Origin of the sequence: Pseudomonas sp. NS1(2017) (genome assembly GCF_002269425.1) — a bacterium.
Taxonomy (GTDB): Bacteria; Pseudomonadota; Gammaproteobacteria; order Pseudomonadales; family Pseudomonadaceae; genus Aquipseudomonas; species Aquipseudomonas reactans.
On the sequence record NZ_CP022960.1, the window covers coordinates 302,952 to 320,431 of the forward strand.

Below are 17,480 nucleotides of genomic sequence, written 5' to 3' on the forward strand. Positions count from 1 at the left end.
CGATGCGGAATGACGATATGCTTGATTCAGACAATCAAACCTGACTACGAAGCACCGTAATCGCCTCATCAACACTCGCTACGACCTTACAAGCGTATCGAGCATCAAGAGCAATGTGCTTGGCTGTGACCATCGACTTCAGGCCTCGCTCAGTGAGGAACACATCGCAGTATCCAAGGGCCGCAGCCGCATGATGAAAATCGTAGAAGTCATTTGCTTCCAGTTGCTGCGTTTTATTCCATCGCACGGCCGCGTGAAGGCAAGTGTTGATGTGGATCGTCCTAAGGGCGTCTTTGACTTCATCCTTCTTGAAGGCTGCGATCAGCAGTGCGTACCACTGTCGAACAAGACCATCCCACTCAGATCCCTCTCTCGGCATTGATTGGCTCATGGCCCGTTCAGCAATTTTTCGAGCTATGTCAGCGGCTACTGGCGCGAACAAGTCAAGGGCTCCTCGCAGCTCAATCTGGTAAGTTTGTTGAAAACTACGAAGGTCCCGGGCATGGTGTGCACTAGCTGCATTTAAGGTGTCAGCGAGATCTCGGTATTCAGGTCCAAGTGGCATGCCATCACCAAGAACTTCCACCATTTGGGATAATGGAATATCCCACATATGATCGAAGAATGCCTTTTGAACCGCCAGCTCAGTATTTGCATCGAAACCGGTGTTTGCTGGATGAACAATTCCCAGCACATAGCTCAGCTTGGACCATACCATCCCTCCCAAGGGCGGAGAGTTCCCTGTCATGCTTGTCGATGAGATAAAGCGCTCAAGCTCCATAGATGAACGCGTGTCAAACGGGATCAGCGCAACGCCTAGACTCAGCTCGTCAATCAACTCTGCCGTAGCCCCCCTTGTGCGATGATCGCTTTGCTTGAGTAGCTCGGCAAACGTGCTCTCGCTGATGGGACAGAACGCCAAACCGCTAGCGACCCGCTCCTTCAGAATCGTCAACAGCTCGCGCTGCCGCTCTGTGCTGCCCTGCTCTGCTACGACGTTCCTAAGTAAAATCCAAAACTTAATATCTAGGTAAATAGCTTGGCGTGACTCTAAAGCGAGTGCGAGTTCGGCTCGACGACTATCCACGTGCTGATCGAGTGAGACCTCTGGAGCGTCCAAATGCTGCTGTATAGTGCTGCCCATTCGCTCTTCCCTGTAAGGCTCTGGCCATATCGTATTCTGAAACGCGCGATGGAGCCACGATCCCGACTCAACCACCATCGCCAGCAGCACGAGACGTGTGATGACGCCAGTAGATCAAAACCTTGCACCAGACGGCCATGGTAAAATGTTAACGTCCCGACACCGAGCGCTGGATGACTGTGGATGGCCGACAAAATGGCGATAACTCCCTAATAGCGATTTCCCATCCATCACCTGCGACAGGGGGCATATTTGGGGGCAAATTTATGATTCTACTGCCCTTAAACCCCAGGTAGAGCCCTATTGAAATGTTCTTCGGAGAGAACGACCTTGACTGTATTTACAGGCTTTGGGCTTACCACGCTTTGCGGCGCGACTTAGCATCAACCGCAACCGCTTTACAATCGGCACCCCTTTAACAAGCGTCTTCGCACCTTCTGGCTCTTGCACTGATACGAGCTGCCCGGGGATACGAGAGTCGAACGCCTCTCAAGTGGCATATCTACCGAGATCCAAGATATCCGTGGGAGTAAATGTGGGAGTATTTTTTAGACATGAAAAAGCCCAACCTTTTCAGATTGGGCTAACTCATTGAAAAATATGGTCGGGACGGAGTGATTCGAACACTCGACCCCTAGCACCCCATGCAAGAACCATAGACTTTTGGCATTGCTCTCATGAGGTGCCTGATTAAAGATGAAGGCAGGGCATTCCTTATCTGCTTTGTCGATCAGCTTAGCCACCAGATCAGCGTTGCGGCGCTGTTGCACTGACAGCTTTGCACTCGCTTCTTCCAGGTGATCAATGCTGCACTTCTCCATAAAGCTGAAATGTTTGCCCAGTAGCCCGCAGAGAATGTCCGAGATCTGTATGGCAGGTTCATTGTGTGAAATTGCGAACCGGTAGCTTACGGGCTGGCCACCCCACGAAATTTCTTTGCGCTCAAGGCTTTCCCGGACCCGCGGTTCTTCGTCAAATACGTGAACCGATCTCACGAATGTGGCAAGTCTATGGATGAAGGCTGTATCAAAACCACTCACCAGCTCATCCTTCTCGTTGCCGCAAAGATACAACAGCGTAGTGACCCTGGAAGCCTCTTGGAGAAGGTCTGAGAGCGCAATTCTTGCCATGTTTCTGAACGTGAAGCCGCCACTGAAGAGAAACTGGCGTACAGCTTTTAGGAATTCGGGTATTCGCGCTGACGGTACGTTCGGGTAGTCGAAGGTCTTTAGTAGCCGGAAATACCCAAGTGGCTCTAGCCTCACTATGGCGTGCAGATCGTTTTTCAGATCGTCCCGAATGGATGTGTAGGTCTCGAATTGATCATGATCTAGCAGCGAGTCAATCAGGTCGACTATCGACCAGTTCAAGATGCTGAAGTTAGAGAAGTGAATGTAAGCTTGCGACTCCAGAAGCCATGTGAGGAACTGCTCCAGCTTGTTGGAGCTGAGGCAGGTGATGTAATCCCCCTGGGCCAGGTGCTTTAGCTTCAACTCTTTGACTGATGGCTGAATTCTCAATTGTGCCCTCAGGGCATAATATCAGGCAGGCTGGCCCCTGGCCCCAGCGCTACACCCCGAGTACAAAGCAATCCAGAACCTCATGATTGAATCCGGTTCCAGTCAAGGGTAGGCTTCGGATATTGTTCGTTTCGTCGTAATACAGCGTGTAGGCCTTATTGATGTTCTTCATCAAGTCCTGCCCGGGAAATCTAAACAGGCCGGCATCGATCACTATTTTTTCGGAGCTGTCATCAATCATGGGTCTACCTGAGGTCGGTTCCGGCTGGAGGCGAAATGACACCCTAAGCCGTTTCGCGATACTGCGCACGATTTCCGTTCTATCAGTGATTGTCAGTAGAAGACCTTTTTAAACGGCCAGGAATGACCTGATCATCTGACGTTCATTGAACGACAGCGCAGCGCGCAACCTCATCAGCACCAAAGAACTGGTCGCGGCAAGTTGTTAGGATCAGCTTCTAGCTTCGACGCGAGATCGCGATCAGACACACGGCGCAACGTCTCGGCAGCCACAAACTGAGCGCGCATCGCAAGTACCATCAGCTCGATCCGGGTCATGCCGTGCGATGCATATCGGGTACCGACATAGTCAGGGAAATGCGCGATAGCGCCGCGAAGGCGATCGTCGTGCGCAGTCGAAACCTCGCCGATCAGCGCGTCGGCTAGCTTGACAAGGTGGTGCGACAATTTCCGGTATTGCGCCTCGGTCCAGCCGCGCGCGGCAAGTGCCCCTTTGAGCGCCAGTTCGGCGGTCAAGCAGATCGTCTGTACGGCAGCGTCGATATCGATGTCACCGGCGAGGATACGAGCGGTCGCCGCGAGGGACGAGCGCGCGTTAGCGAGTAGCTGAGGCGCATCCCCAGTCCCATGCTCCAGATCACTAACCCCATAGGCGAAATCCCACAGGTCGGCGACGCCATAAAAGGCACGCCAACCCTGTTCTGGGTATTGTTGGAAAATAAACTCCAGCTCATCGTGCGGTATCTCGATGCAGTCGAGGAGGTCAACTGAAACGGACCCATATCCGATGGCGATTAGAACCGGGTACATCTGGTCACGCAGCGCCACGCTGCCCTTGAGCATCGCTGGCATCGAGAAATCACCTGCGGGATAGAGCGTATGGTAGATCGCCATAAGCGGGTCCCACATCGCCTTGTCGAACACATCGCCGGAAATGCTATTGGCTTTCATCCAGGCCACCACCACGTGAAACGGCCGCTGGTGCAGTTTCAAGCCCTGCGTGATCAGTTCGTCGTCGCGTTGCCGCACAAACTCCTTGTCTATGGTCTTCGTCATAAAACTACTCCTCTCTGGGCTTAACACGGGGAGATGCGTTCAAAATGAACGCAACGATTCTGGACGCTTGAATCGTGCCTATCTCTACGGCCCCGGTTCGCGGCCGGGGCTTGGGGCGTACCTGGTCGTTTTCCTCTACGACGGACGTAGCTCACGCTGCTTGCGCATGATTGCCTTGGTGAGCGTCATTTTCAGTGCTTGTTCCTGCTCATTGTCCAGTGCGCCGGCCAGACGCAGACCAACACAAATACCATCGGCCCTCCCTTCCTCAAATGGGATTTGGCCGACAGTTCCTACCCGACTGATTTCCCTCAGCTGATAGACAACCGCATCATTGATGTGACCAGGTAGGGCCAGTTTGGCCAAGTCAATTTTCTCAAGCTCGTCCATATCGTCCATGCTAATTAGCCTTCATTGTTTAGACGCCAAGATTGGTGTCCTTCTATGTCCTCGGCCCCAGTTTGTTAGGCCAGAGCTTGGGGGGCAGTTGAGCATTTTCCAAGAATTGTTTGATCATAGTCGAATGGCTTCATCCGCATCCATACTCGGTAGCGAGCGCGATCATTACCATCCCAGTATCTGAGTCAGACCAATCTTTGGGATTGTTTTTGATTCAGGCAACAACTGCACGAACACCATCTTTGGTGGTGTACGCTTTTGGGAAACAGAGCCGCGCCTCAGGCAGAGCTTCACCCAACACCGCGATTGTATTACCAACGCCCTCTACCATCCCGAGGCATTGACCTATCAGAATAAACTCAGCGTTTGTAGTCTTTGCAACAGGCCGGGGCTCACTTACGAGTGAGCACTTTTTCAGTAACGATTCCCCATCAGCAAATGCCGTTAAGCTCGTAAGCGATAGCAATGCGGCAACCAAAATTCGTTTCATGTTTCCCTACTCGGCCCAGGGGAGCGAAAAGCGTCCCTCTCCTACGGCTTCGGCCCAGCACATGGCTGGGCTTGGGCGTACCTGGGCGTTTTCCGAGTTAATTGGACGTCTGAGCCAGCGCCTCGGCGTGGATCAGCTGGGCGTGCGCAGTGATGAGGTCAATCATTTCTTTGAATGCCTCTGTGGGCACCAGAATGTAACCATCGCGCTCGTTCAGGTGGAACGGCGAGAGCAAGAAGCCCGCGACCGTATCCGGGATCTGCAAAGCGCGAATTTCCTTGTGGGAAAGATCGCAAAATTCGTTATTGTTAACGCTCATGGCCCTTCTTTCCTTAACGTTTCTTCTGAGCGCGATGCCCCGGTGCCGTCTCCCAATAGCTCACAAAACGGATGTCCTCCACCTCGCTGCCGCTCAACCCCAGACCGCCATACCATCGGGCCTCAATAGCCCGGCGTCGACAAGATAGCGTTTGAGTATGAGCAACGACGGCGTGCACTCGGGCTGTGCGAGAAACTCATTGCCCAGCGCGGACGTGTACAGGCGCAGCCAATTGCGGGCGGGCACCCTTGGTAAGAACGCGGCCAAACCAGCGAAATTATCGCTGGAAAACACCAGACGCAGCGTACGCAGGATCGGCTGGTAATCCGGCGCAGAAAGCAGCGCAGCGAGGGTGTCATCGAGCAGGTGGGTAATCACGACTTTATTTAGCCGCTCCTCGACCTTGGCGTCCCCGAGCGCCACCCGTGGGTCAATTGCCACCGGGTAAATCGACTGAAACGACTTCGCGCCACTGAGCATGGACTCGTAGAGCACCTTGTCCGCCGTCGAACCGGTTACCAATACATCGTCGCCAAAGATCACATGCACCCCACTCCAGCGGTAGAAGTTCTCTGCGGGGATGACATGGTCCTGGACCAGGTTGACGCGTTCACGTTCTTCGGTGCTCAAGCTGGCGTAGTTCTCACAAGGCGGCGCGATCCGTGGAAGCTTGACGTTGATGATCGTGGGCAAATGCATATGAGCCAGTTTGACATTGATCTCGCTGACCACGATCTCATAGAGCACGTTCGCCGTGGACGGCACGTTGCGCCAGCCGGTGGTCATCAACACCACGTTGTCACCACTGGCCTTGGCGTTGAGAAACAGCCGGGCCCAATGGGAGTAGGGGTCGTCCAATTGCGTGCACCAGTAGTCAATGACCAACCAGGCCAGGTGGCGAATATCCTCAATGCTTCCATACTTGGCGCGGCTGTAGATCGCCACCAGCGCCGAGGCATCCGCCCCGGTCGTCATGTCGCGGAACGAGCCCGCGCCATCCTGCGTCAGGCAGTGCAAAGCATGACCGCCAAGTACCGAGACATAGCGGGGCATGCTGATCAGCCCGCGGGCCAGCAGGTCGGCAGCGAAAGCGCGAAAACCCCGTTTCGCATCCTCGAAGCGGGTCGATGCCAGCGCCTGTTCAAACTGACCCAACTGGGTTTCTACGGGAGCGCTGGCGATCTCACGCCAGCAGGTCGGGAGCGGTGCTTCGGTCATCATGTTCACGGTTGAATCAATCCATCGGAAATAGCCACGGTCGCAGTCAAGGTTCCCAGGGGGACATCGACTCGGCGGCGGCTCTCGTAGTAGCAAATGCTCTGTAAGCCAAGCGGTTGCAGGCTCTGGAGTAGTTCACGGATGCCAGCACCGGCATCTCGCGGGTCATGGGTATCAGAGCCGACGGTGAACGCCGCCTGGTGCTCGATCAGGTGAGGCAACAGGGCGCGCGACGGATAGGACCAGCGCCCATGCACCTCACGCCCCGATGCGTTGTCCAGGCTCGATTTGCGAATGCCCGAAGCGTTTAGCTCATACGCCACGCCGTTGCGCGCAAACAGCGGCAGTAAAGGCTCGAAATGGCGCAGTACGACCTCTTCGTCGACACCGCGCAACAGGGTGTCCGCATGCCCCACGGCATCAAACAGGCCGCTCCTCAGCAGTGCTTCCAGGTCCGCGAAATAACGATCCAGGAAGTTTTGGGCAGCCAGGCGCGGCAGCTCCCACACCTTTACCATTGGTTCGCCGGGCACTTCGACGTAGTGAATGGAGCCAATCACAAAGTCCAGTTCGTGGCGCGCCAGCAAGGCCCGGTTATAGATATCGGAGCCCGGCATATAGTCGAACTCAAGGCCACGCAAGATCTTGATTTCACCCCGGTACGCCGCCTGCGCCCGCTGGATATCGGCAAAGTAACTGTCGAGTTCGGACTCCAGCAGACGGTTATCGGAGTCCACCGGAAAAGGTGCGTGGTCGGTGATGGTCAATACCCTCACACCGGCTTTGATTGAAGCCCGGACAAGTTCGTCGACCGTGCCAATGGCATGTTTGGAATAGAAGGTATGGCTGTGGGAGTCGATCATGGGCACACCATCTGTTCAAGCAGGCCATCATGGTTCGCCAACTCCTTGACCAGCCAGTAAGGGTTGTTCGCTTTCGCCATAATCGCCTGCACCAACTCGCGGTCATCAAACCGTGCCAGCAGGTCGGTCAGCGGCTGGGTATACAGCGCCCGGGCCAAAGGGGTTTCACTGATATGGCTGGCGAGGTGCTCCCAGCGTACGTGATCAAAATGGATGTTGCCCAGACGCTGATTCTCGATACCGTAGAGATATAAATCACCGTTGGGCTTGACCGTCAGGTCCATGCCATTGGCAAGCGGCGGTTTGTTCAGGCTGCCAAAGGTAAAGCGCTTTTTGACCTTGATCTCGATGGCCTGGATGTAGTCGAGCAGATCCAGATAGCCTTCGGGTGTGCCTGGCGCGGGATGGACGAGGTTTTTGTAGTCGATGCCGAATGATTCGCCGTCCACCTTCAACACATCCTCCAGCGCATTGCAGGGTTCAATGGTTGCGTGAATACCCCAGCGCGCCAATTCGGCGACCAGAAAGTCACGGGTGAATACCCGGTCCGTGTCGATGGAGCGAAACGAAAAGCTCAAGCCCCCCGGACGCCGCGTGCGCAGGTAATCCAGACTCAGCCCATGGGCGCGCCATTTGACTTTCTCGATGTGGTGACTGTCGGCGCTCAAGCGGATGTTGCAGGTGTCGCCGTGGCTCAACACGATCTGGACGGTGGTGTCATAAAAATCGAGCATTTTGTCATGGGGAAAGAACCCGCTGGTGATGAACTCGAACGCCTTCCCACCATTAGAAAGGTGCAGGATTTCGTGGAATACCTTGATGTTATTGAGCGGCTCGCCTTCCCCGCTGATAGAGATGCGCTTGACCTGCGGGGCATTGATTAGGGCCGCTAGGTTCTCCCGGGCGAGCGTCGAAAGCTCCATGCCGATGCCGGTCTTGTGCTTGTCGGCATACATGCAGAATGCACAGCCGATTCCGCATATCTGGGTGATGTCGATGTAAAGGAGATGACCTTGCAGATCCATGCCTGAATTGCCTTATACGTACGAAGAGCAAAATGAAGTCAAGGGCGCCGTGGCCCCTGGATGTGTGTCGCCCGGCGCCCGACCTTGCGGAAATCTATCTCTGCGTTGAGTTTCTGCTCATACACCCACTGGCTTGCCTGGTGGCGCAGGTAGCGCTCGGTTGCACAGTCGCCACAGTTGGCCTTGAAGCCGGCCGGCTGCTGGAATACCAGCCGCACGGACGACCCGCAGACCGGGCAGGCCTGCAGCGCCACGAGTTCCTGCTGACGCAGCCCCAGGGCCTCGGCCTGCTGACCGGCGTTCGCAGCGGTCAGTGCCTGTTGCAACTGGGCCAGGTGTTTTTCCGACAAGACCTCGCGAAGCACCATCTGGGCCGATCCCATCTCCAGGCTGATGGCGCTCATCGCTCCCCCCGCCCCGCGCATCACGGTGCCCGGCACCTTGGTAATCGGCGTGCCATAGGCCTGCAGCAGCGGCTGCCAGAGAATCGCATCAACCAGATGGCCAAAGCGCTCCACGCCGTAGAGATCAAAGGGCGAAAGCGCTATCCAACCCGCCTCCAGCGCCGCCTCGTTGTTCACCTGCCCCAATGCGGGCCAGGCAATGACCCTCTGGGGCAGGCCAGGAGTATGGTCCGGGCGGTCGGTAAAGCTGAACCAGGGCACCACCGTCAGCAACACCTTGGCGTCCGTACCCAGGATGGAACTCACCAGTTCCCACTCCAGGCCTGAACTGCGAAGGCTCAGGGTTCGTCCCGCCCATTGCGCCTCATCCTTGCCATCCAGGTAAGGGGCCAGGGCGTGGCGCAACATTAGCCCCGCATAGCGTGAGTAAGCACTCGCCAACTGGCGATTTTGCTGAAGGCGCTCCTGGGGGGGCTTGCCTGCACGCCCCTGTACCTTGCGTAGTTCCTCCCACAAGACCGCCACATGACGATAGTGCGCGTCGTGACTGAGGATATTGGTCAAGTGCAGGCCACCGCTGGCTTGCGCCGACCGAGGCACCAGCGGATACAACCCAGTCTGTTTCAATCCGGCTATCGCCTTGGAGGCCGCCTTCAATTGCCGCAGGGTTTCACCCAGTAAATGTGAAGCTTCGCTGGTCATTTCCTGGTTACTGAAGGTTTGCCCCCAGAGTGCGCAAATGGCAATGGCCAGGCGATGATCAAGGCCATCGGCCCCATAGAATTCCAGCGCCTTGCTCAGGGTGCCCTGGATCTGCTCCAAGGTCGCGATGCGTCGCCACAGATGCCGCTCGATACGGTCCAGCAGGCGCGCATACACACGGTTTTCGTAAGTGTTGTAGTCGTCCTCGCTGAAACGCGCCAACACTTTCCTTGGGATGACACCGCTCAAGGTTTGCCGCTGCCAGCACTCCGAGTGAGACGCCAGGTGCACCAGCGCGCCTTTGGCCATGCGCTTGGCTCGGGCTACATCCGTGACCTCATTTTCGTAGTGAAGATCCAGGCGCGGGCGCAGTGATACCTGGTGCAAGTGGCCCTTGCTGATCACGTCCAGCAGCGACACCTCGAACGGCAACAGATGGCTTTGCTCATTGATCACCTCGGCCGGCATCAACGGCGACCTCAAGGTTGCCTGCCGCGAAAACTCTGGATCTAGGGACTCAAGCGCACTGGCAAACAGCTCGGCCTGAGGAGACAGCAGGGCGTTCGACGGCACGAACCCATGCAGCGCTTCGTCCAGCAGGCAGCGGTCGCTGCCATCGGGCACCAGGATGTCTTGCCGCAGTAGGGTGTGGCCGTTGATCGTCACGCCGGATTTGCCGGCCCAGCAGAAGCGCCCGGGCTCGACCAGACCGGGCAGCGTGGCCACGGGCTCGCCCAGCAGTCGGTCAAACCAGTTCAACGATGCCCTTCCCGGCGTTTGATGTCCGCCGTCAGCAGGTCCAGGGATTTGACCGGGTCGCCCTTGAGGTTCGCCTTGATCCAGAAGCTTTCAAGCGCGCTCATCAACTCCGTTACATCTGTGGTGCCAACGTCATAGCGCCCAGTCACCTTGCCCTTGCGCATCACACGGGTGGACAGCAGATGGTCGAGGGCCTGCCCCTCACTCGCTCCGGTCTCCAGCATGACCGGAATAAACCGCAGTGCCTGTTTCTCAAAGCGGTTGCCCCAACCTAGGTCAAAATGGCTGGCCAGTTGCTGGGTAAATTCATCGCGGGTCAGCCTACCGAGCAGGTCCTTTACAGGCATCTCATGGAGCAAGCACGCCCGATTGAAGGCTTTTTGCAACGAAAAGAATGAGTACCGCTTCTTCTCGTAAGGCTGGATGACAAACCCCGCATCCTGCTTGGGCAGGGTCATCACGTGGGCACGGTCGTAGGTCTTGTCGGCCAACTCGCTGGTGGATTCATCATGGTTGGCGGTACCGATAAACCAGACGTTATTCGGCACCAGTATTTTCCGGCCGTTCTTGAGGTTGAGCGGCGCACCCGACAGCGCGACTTCCGACAGACTGATCAGGCGCTCCCTTGGATCATTCTTCTCCAGCGCCGAAAGGAACTCGGAGAAATACTGCTCGGGCCTGGACAGGTTCATCTCGTCCAACAGCACCACGTTGCAGGCGTCGTCCCAGCGAGGGGTCTGCGCCTTGTACAAGGCTTGCAGACAATCCTTCTCATAGAAACGCCGCTCAAAGGCGTTGTAATGGCCCAGCAGGTCATCCCGGTCACGCCAACCCGCTTGTACGGCGATATCCGTGCAGAAGCCGCCCATGGCCTTGGCGAACGCCTTGGCCAAGCTAGTTTTGCCTGTGCCGCTAATGCCCTGGAACACATGAAGCTGGCTCATGGCCAAGCCGCCCAACAACACCCGGATGTCTTCAATGGGATAGAACAGTTTGACCGAGGCTTCTGCAGTGGCGATGCGGTGCTGCAATTCAACCGCGAACGGCCCGAGGTCCTGCACCTCCTCCAACTCAGCGCCAGCACGGTAGTCCTTGTGGGTGTCCATCAAGGACATGGCAGGGAATGGCGTCTGGGTTTTCTGTGCGTTGGTCAGTTGCTCAACGGTGGTGGCCAGGTCATTTATCCTGGCGTCCAGGACGGTTGCATGAGTCTCCAGCACGCGTCTTTTTCGCTCGCTCCATTCAAGGTCAGTGGCCGCGACACGCGTCATGCCAACTTCGCGATTGGCCTTCTCGTATTTGGGCATGATGTCGGCAATCTGCATGCCCAGGTCCGCCACATGCTGGCGAAGTTTATCGTTTTCGCCCTGCAGCTCTGCGGCATCGGATTGTTCCAGCCGGGTAAGCAGCGCCCTGTTGTCTTCACGCAGTGCACTCAGTTCGTCAAGCAGGACCGTCGCCGACTGATCCCCCAACTGAGCTTTCAACAACTGCAACTCGGACAGCTCGTTTGCACTCTTATCCACCATTGCCCAGGCCTTGCGCTCGCGCGTTTCCACGCGTTCCACCTCGCGTGCGAAGCCGTTGCGCTCCTGCTCCATCTCGCGCGCAACCTGATCCTGCTGGGTCGCCTTGGCCTCCTTGACGGCGGCCCACTCCCGGTCCAGGCGGCGCGTGCGGTCCTCCACCTGCTGCTCGCGTTGTGCAAGCGCATCTTCACGGGTATCCAACACATCGGCACGGGCAGCCTCGGCTTCAGTGCAACGGAATTTCACATCGGCGAGCTGCCTGGCGAGCTGGCGCAATTCCTGGTTCAGGGCCTGTTTTTCTTCCTGAAGCAGCCCAATTTCGCTGTCATGCTGTTCGCCCAACATGCGCTGGCGCTCTTCGAGGACCACCAGCGCCAGGCGGTTCTGCTCGGCAAACCCGGCCTCGGCGTTGACCTCACGCAGCTTGACCTCACGCTCGCGCTGCGCCAATTCGCCATCGGCTTGCGCCTGTCGCTGCCGCACGCGTTCAAACTCGGCCTGGCGAAGAGCCTGGGCCTCATGCTGTACCTCAAGGACGGCCTGACGTTCATCCAGCTGTTGCATCCGCGCATCACATTCCCGGCCGGCCTGGTTGGTCAGTTCCCAGCGCTCCTCATACTCTTCGAGCAGTGTATCTGCGCGCTTGCCCAGGTCCTTACAGAACTGGGCGAAGCGCTCGATCCAGGTCGAAAACGCCTTGCTGTCGTCATCGCTGATGTGGGCGACCAGCTTGCTCAAGAAGGCTTCATCCACCGAAAAATCAGGGGCCAGGGACACACCGGAATACAGCTTGGAGGCATTCCCGAAGGAGGCGCTCCACATTGGCACCTGCTTCTCCAATTGCACGCGATTGGCAGTCTTGGCTGGTGCGGATGCGCCGCCTATCGGGGCGCTGTAAGGGGCGTTACGATTATTTTTGGCCATTACATCCATTCCTTGAAACGTTCGGTAAAGCCCAGGGCGTATTGAATATGTTGTTGCGCCATCGGCACGGTCACGGGGGTGACTTTCTTGCCGGTAAATTTGCTGTGGGCGTGGCTGCCCTGGTTACGCAGGGTGGCCAGCGCCAGGAGCTGTTCGAGTTGCAGCTGCTCTTCGGTCAGCGTCTTGAAGGGATGCCCGGCATGGCTGCTGGCGCCCCAACCGGCGGCAAAGAGCAGTGCCTTTAGGGAGCTGCTGGGGCTGGAGCACGCCGAGATGACCTGATCCAATTTTTGCCGGGCCAATTGCCCAACGACCTCGGCGTTGAACGCGGGCAACCGAAACGACGTCAGGATTTGGCGAGTGACGCGATAGTCAGCACGCTGCTCTCCCCTGGGCATCAGGGCAGGATCGACCGGGAACGTGCCGATCAGCCATTGCATCACCACCTCCAACAGCTTCTGGCACTCGGTCATGGCCGCTTCAAGCTCATTCTCGGCGGTATCGCCCTGGGCCAGTTTTTCCTGGCGGGACAGCAGCGCTGCCAGGTAACGCTTGATATCCGTCTGGCGCTCGACCCAGGGAAACTCGGTTAACACCCGAAGATCCGCCTGCTTTTGCAGATCGGCCAGCCACTGTTCGACGCTCTGCTCGTCGCCGCGAGGTGCCTCCACCAGGCTGGACAGGTACTTGAGCAGCCCCTGGTTTGCCTTCACCAACGGTAACAAGCGGCTGTCCATCCACCAGGCCTGGTCACGCAGGTCGAACGGGTCCCTGATTGCCCACAACTGCCCACCATCCGGGTCTGGCGTAATCCACACCAGTACATGAGCGAGTCGGGCCTGGGCGTCCTGGCGCTCCACCCCTTGCAGCTTTATCTGCTCGGGCAGGTCGGCCTTGCCATACAGCTGCAGCGTTGCCCGGTAGTCCTCGCGATAATCCCGATAGGCTTTCATCAACGCTGGCGTGCTGCAGGCCGGCTGCACACGCTGGTTGGGCAGAAGCAGAAAAGGTGCAGTCGTTTGACCGGTTTTCCTGTTCAGGGCAAAGACCGGGAACTGTCCACGTGTTTCGGTCGGGACGATGTCCTTGAGCTGTGCCTCGAAGCGCGGCCACAGTTCACCGCCGAGCGCGTCCTGGAAGAGGTACCCGGATTTGAGATTGGCACTGGCCTCCTCCTCGTCCAGCAGCATGCGCAAGCCCTTAGGGGTAACGGCATCCGCACGGGTCACCAGCCAGCCATTGCTGACGGCTTGGGCGAGGATCAGCTTGACCAGGTCTTCATGCAGGTTGGTCAGCTCGGCAATCGCCTCTGCCCGCACCACTTGGGCCCTGATCAGGCCCAATACGGCACGTTGGAACAGGTTCAACCGTGCACGCGTGACTTCGGGGTACAGCACCCGATGCACCCATACCGGCCACAACACGGCACGAGCGCTGCCGTGGGGCCTTTCGCCGAACTTGAGGTAGGTTCCGGATTCACCGAAGGCTGCCATGCGCACCTCCACAGAGTTGGTGCAGCGCCACCAGGGCAGGCACGGCTTCCTCTGCATCGACATGGGTCGCCAGTGCCGCATCACCGACGCAGATCAGCATCTGGCGCTGGCGACTCATGGCCACGTTCATCCGGTTGGGTAACCGCAGGAAGCCGTATTGCTCATTGAGCAGGGTCTCCCGGGACTTCTCCGGGCTATCTTCGGCACGCCCGGCCGGCCCGCGCCGACCTTGCGGGCCGGTGCGTACACAGGACAACAGCACCACATCAAACTCCTTGCCCTGGAAGGCATCCACCGAACCAACCCGCAGCCGCTCTTCTGAGTACTCAGACCCATCACTGCGGACTTTTTTCGCCCACTTGAATTGCTCATGGGGCTCGATGCCGGTGCTCTTGCGTTCCATCAAGGGCACACCATCGATCTGCACCTGGGTCAGTTTTTCCATGATCAGGTCACGCTGTGCGGCATAAAACGTGATCACCCCCACGGAGAGGGCTTCACCGCCCGCGATCATCAAACGCTTAACCTCTTCCACGACCCGCTCGGCTTCGGTCTCGCGCATGGGGCTAGTCCCTCCCAGACGTTGCGCAAGGCCCGCGCTGGCCGGCACATCGATCCACTGGCAGACCTTGTTTTCGTAATGCCCACCGTCGTTGCCCAAGGCCCGGATAAAGTCCGGCGCAAACGCAAAATCATCATCCTTGCGCGTGGTCTTGACCGCCTCTAACCCGACTTTTTCATAAAACTGTGCACTGACAAAATCCCCCAGCACGCGGTGCATGCGAAACTGTGTGTCGAGCATCACCACGCGGCGAATGCCGTCTTTTTTCTCCAGGTCCTGCAACATCAGGCGCATCCTCTGGAAAAGACTCGAGCGCAAGGCCTCCAGCTGCAACGCTGTGAGTGCATGCTCCTCCTGCAACTGGCTCTCGACTTCTGGCTCCAGCATGTGCGGCAACTGGCGGTCATCGCCGACCAGCACGATGCGCCGCTTGGCCATGGCCATGGGCACGAACAGGTCCAGCGGGTTGGCACGCGCGGCCTCATCAACGATGACGGTGTCGAACTCGATGTCCATGCTGTCCAGGTCTGACACGGCCTTGAGGCTGGCCATCTGGCGTCCGGCCGCCTGCTGGCAGGTGGCGCCCACCACCATGGAGTATTCCTGGGCCGCCGCCACGGCGGCGGCACGGTCCATTTCCAAACTGCCAGCCAGTTGCTCCAGTACCCAGGCCACCCCCAGCTTGCGCTGGGAAATCTTGTCTTGCAGATGCTGTTCCAATTGGTCGATCAAGCTGACGCCCAGGGCATCGAGTTGGTGCTTGAGTTGCGCAGGTCGGTAATCCGGCAGGAAGCGATCCAACAAGCGGTTCTTGCCCTCGGCCAGGCGCTGCAATAAATCCTGCGAGGCCTGCCGGCAATCGGCGGCTTGCTCCAGCAGCTCGCGCATTCCCTCACCGAGCGCTACATCGTGGCGCTTCAACCAACTGAGCAAGTCCCACGCACGGTCGGCACCGTCATCACTGAAGGCGCCAGGCTTAACCCGCAGGGCGCGAATGCGGCGCAGGGTTGCGCTGTCGACTGCGTCGGCGCCGCGTCCGCGAGGCAGAGGGTTGATCTGATCGATATAGTCCTGCAACGCCTGTTCCAAGCGCGCCGGCAGGAGCAGGCCGTGTTGCACCAGTGAACGGGCCGTCGCCAACATGTCCTTGAATGCATCGGCCCGTTCTGCTGGTGAAAGGTTTGAGACACGGGTCATCAACAAGGCCTGTGACAGGCGGCTGACGGGCTCCAATTCCGGATAGCGTTCGTACTCCTGGGCAATTTTGCCCTGGACATGCTCGACTTGGCGTTCAAGCCAGGGATCGATGCGATTGTCTTCTTCAACATCTCGACGCTTGCCGCCGATGCGTGTGGCCGGCAACTTGAACACGTCGCTGCGCTCCAGGGCGTTATCCACGGCATCATGCTGAAAGCTGCTGATCAGAACCTGCCCGGCAATGTTCTGCTCGCGCGTTTCTTCCGCCAGCCTGCGCTGCAAGGCTGCGATCACCTGGGTCTTGCCGGTACCGGGAGGGCCGATGATGATCGCCAGTTCCGGCGTATTGAGTGCCTTGTCCAACGCATCGATCTGTTTGTCTGTGGGTTGGCCACCTTTAAACGACTCGTTGGCGTAGGCTGTCAGGCCCTTGAGCGTGCGGCGCCGCTCCGCCGGTATGGCCAAACCTTCGAGCAACCACCTGAGTGACGGCAAGCGCCTGCCGGAATCAATGGACTGCTTGGCGATAAGGCGTCGCTTGCCAACGGTGCGGTTACCGGCAACGGACAGGTACAGCCAGCCCTCGGGGCTCTTGGGTTTAACGTCGTTATGGGTCGACACCGGCGTGAACACCAGACACTGTGCTTCAAAGCGGATCCGCCCACGGGGTGTCGGGGCAAACGAGGCGGACGGCGCTTCATTGCTCAATTCTTCCGACCAGTCCGGCGGCGCGTCCCCCAGGTCGAACTGGGTATCGCGGGACAAGTCCAGGCCCTTGTGACGCTCGCAGAATAGTTGGTAAGCCTCTGGGGACTTGGGCCACAAGCGCCAGGCGTTTTCTCGCCCGTTCTGAAAACTTTCATAGCGCACAAACCGCAACGCCTTGAGGGTCTGGGCCTGTTGCAGCGCGCGTTGCCACTCCTTGTCGTTGTACAGGTTCCACAATTCCAGGTAGCCCGCATTGTCGCGCAGCATAGCGTTGAGCAACACTTGCTGGGCAGGGCTATTGAGCTGCGCCGCGACCGACGCGTCCCGAAAGGCAAAGTCACCCACCAGTAACGAAAACGAATCGCTGCGCCGCACATGGCGAGCCACGCGTTTTACCAGCAGCGCACCGTCGGCGGTGCGCTCGATATCGGCGCGCCACCCCATGCCCAACACCTGGAAGCTGCCCTTGGCTGCGGTGTTGTTGAAGCGCGAAAGGGCCAGCCAATCACCTTCGAGCGCACCTTTGACCACAAACTGCTCCTGCATCCACTGGCAGGCCTGTTCGACATCGTTCTGGCCGATTTCCTGATGGGTATACAGGCTGTCGGCAATCAGCCCGTCGACCCTGAACTCTAGGTTCATGGCCGATACATCGGCAGGTGCGCAGTACTGCACCTGCAATCGGTTTTTTTTGCACGCTGCCAGCATCCAGCGCACCTGGTCCCGTGACGCCAAAGGGCCGAACAGGGTGCTTTGCGACGGATTGCAGGTCACCACGATACGTTCGTCGCCCTGCACCACCAGCCAATCATCCTGGTAGCGCTGAACGGTGATCGCTTCGTTCACGCGCAAGGACTGGGTTTCCTCAGTCGTCGAGAGGCTCAACACATCCGCGCAAAACAATGGGAATTCTTGAAGGTTCATCGTT

The 17,480-nt window shown here is 58.0% G+C and carries 13 protein-coding genes; all 13 read right to left on the reverse strand.

Annotation, left to right across the window (positions count from 1 at the left end):
• Positions 1–34: 34 nt before the first annotated feature.
• Positions 35–1,144: a hypothetical protein gene (locus CI807_RS01480; RefSeq protein ID WP_016978905.1), complete on the reverse strand. Its 1,110-nt coding sequence runs from the start codon at positions 1,142–1,144 to the stop codon at positions 35–37.
• A gap of 548 nt (positions 1,145–1,692) precedes the next feature.
• Complete coding sequence (locus tag CI807_RS01485; RefSeq protein ID WP_025999945.1) at positions 1,693–2,664, reverse strand: DUF3800 domain-containing protein; 972 nt, start codon at positions 2,662–2,664, stop codon at positions 1,693–1,695.
• 49 nt (positions 2,665–2,713) lie between these two features.
• On the reverse strand, positions 2,714–2,905 hold the full coding sequence (locus CI807_RS01490) for a hypothetical protein (protein ID WP_025999946.1): 192 nt from the start codon (positions 2,903–2,905) through the stop codon (positions 2,714–2,716).
• 173 nt (positions 2,906–3,078) lie between these two features.
• Positions 3,079–3,960, reverse strand: a complete 882-nt coding sequence (locus CI807_RS01495) for a hypothetical protein (RefSeq protein ID WP_016978906.1) — start codon at positions 3,958–3,960, stop codon at positions 3,079–3,081.
• Between the two features lie 135 nt (positions 3,961–4,095).
• Positions 4,096–4,359: a hypothetical protein gene (locus tag CI807_RS01500; RefSeq protein WP_016978907.1), complete on the reverse strand. Its 264-nt coding sequence runs from the start codon at positions 4,357–4,359 to the stop codon at positions 4,096–4,098.
• Between the two features lie 587 nt (positions 4,360–4,946).
• A complete protein-coding gene (locus tag CI807_RS01505) occupies positions 4,947–5,168 on the reverse strand; it encodes a hypothetical protein (protein ID WP_016978908.1) in 222 nt (73 codons plus the stop codon).
• 93 nt (positions 5,169–5,261) lie between these two features.
• Positions 5,262–6,386 (reverse strand): hypothetical protein, encoded by a 1,125-nt coding sequence (locus tag CI807_RS01510; protein WP_085984535.1) that lies wholly within the window; start codon positions 6,384–6,386, stop codon positions 5,262–5,264.
• Between the two features lie 5 nt (positions 6,387–6,391).
• Positions 6,392–7,249 carry a histidinol-phosphatase gene (locus CI807_RS01515; RefSeq protein WP_016978910.1) on the reverse strand — a complete coding sequence of 286 codons (858 nt, stop codon included), beginning with the start codon at positions 7,247–7,249 and terminating at the stop codon, positions 6,392–6,394.
• The gene (locus tag CI807_RS01520; RefSeq protein ID WP_016978911.1) at positions 7,246–8,274 is read right to left on the reverse strand and encodes a radical SAM protein; all 1,029 of its coding nucleotides are present in this window, start codon (positions 8,272–8,274) and stop codon (positions 7,246–7,248) included. Before CI807_RS01520 ends, CI807_RS01515 begins: the two co-directional genes overlap by 4 nt.
• 38 nt (positions 8,275–8,312) lie before the next feature.
• Positions 8,313–10,139 (reverse strand): hypothetical protein, encoded by a 1,827-nt coding sequence (locus CI807_RS01525; RefSeq protein ID WP_016978912.1) that lies wholly within the window; start codon positions 10,137–10,139, stop codon positions 8,313–8,315.
• Positions 10,136–12,592, reverse strand: coding sequence for an AAA family ATPase (locus CI807_RS01530; protein WP_235165486.1), 2,457 nt, complete (start codon positions 12,590–12,592; stop codon positions 10,136–10,138). The genes CI807_RS01525 and CI807_RS01530 overlap by 4 nt, the downstream gene beginning before the upstream one ends.
• Complete coding sequence (locus tag CI807_RS01535) at positions 12,592–14,085, reverse strand: hypothetical protein (protein ID WP_016978914.1); 1,494 nt, start codon at positions 14,083–14,085, stop codon at positions 12,592–12,594. Before CI807_RS01535 ends, CI807_RS01530 begins: the two co-directional genes overlap by 1 nt.
• Positions 14,069–17,476 (reverse strand): DEAD/DEAH box helicase, encoded by a 3,408-nt coding sequence (locus tag CI807_RS01540; RefSeq protein ID WP_016978915.1) that lies wholly within the window; start codon positions 17,474–17,476, stop codon positions 14,069–14,071. Before CI807_RS01540 ends, CI807_RS01535 begins: the two co-directional genes overlap by 17 nt.
• Positions 17,477–17,480 lie beyond the last annotated feature (4 nt).

Coding starts and splice junctions, on each gene's coding strand:
- CI807_RS01535 (WP_016978914.1), bottom strand. CDS start 14,085: ATGGCAGCCTTCGGTGAATCCGGAACCTACCTCAAGTTCGGCGAAAGG.
- CI807_RS01515 (WP_016978910.1), bottom strand. CDS start 7,249: ATGATCGACTCCCACAGCCATACCTTCTATTCCAAACATGCCATTGGC.
- CI807_RS01530 (WP_235165486.1), bottom strand. CDS start 12,592: ATGGCCAAAAATAATCGTAACGCCCCTTACAGCGCCCCGATAGGCGGC.
- CI807_RS01520 (WP_016978911.1), bottom strand. CDS start 8,274: ATGGATCTGCAAGGTCATCTCCTTTACATCGACATCACCCAGATATGC.
- CI807_RS01540 (WP_016978915.1), bottom strand. CDS start 17,476: ATGAACCTTCAAGAATTCCCATTGTTTTGCGCGGATGTGTTGAGCCTC.
- CI807_RS01505 (WP_016978908.1), bottom strand. CDS start 5,168: ATGAGCGTTAACAATAACGAATTTTGCGATCTTTCCCACAAGGAAATT.
- CI807_RS01510 (WP_085984535.1), bottom strand. CDS start 6,386: ATGACCGAAGCACCGCTCCCGACCTGCTGGCGTGAGATCGCCAGCGCT.
- CI807_RS01495 (WP_016978906.1), bottom strand. CDS start 3,960: ATGACGAAGACCATAGACAAGGAGTTTGTGCGGCAACGCGACGACGAA.
- CI807_RS01480 (WP_016978905.1), bottom strand. CDS start 1,144: ATGGGCAGCACTATACAGCAGCATTTGGACGCTCCAGAGGTCTCACTC.
- CI807_RS01500 (WP_016978907.1), bottom strand. CDS start 4,359: ATGGACGATATGGACGAGCTTGAGAAAATTGACTTGGCCAAACTGGCC.
- CI807_RS01490 (WP_025999946.1), bottom strand. CDS start 2,905: ATGATTGATGACAGCTCCGAAAAAATAGTGATCGATGCCGGCCTGTTT.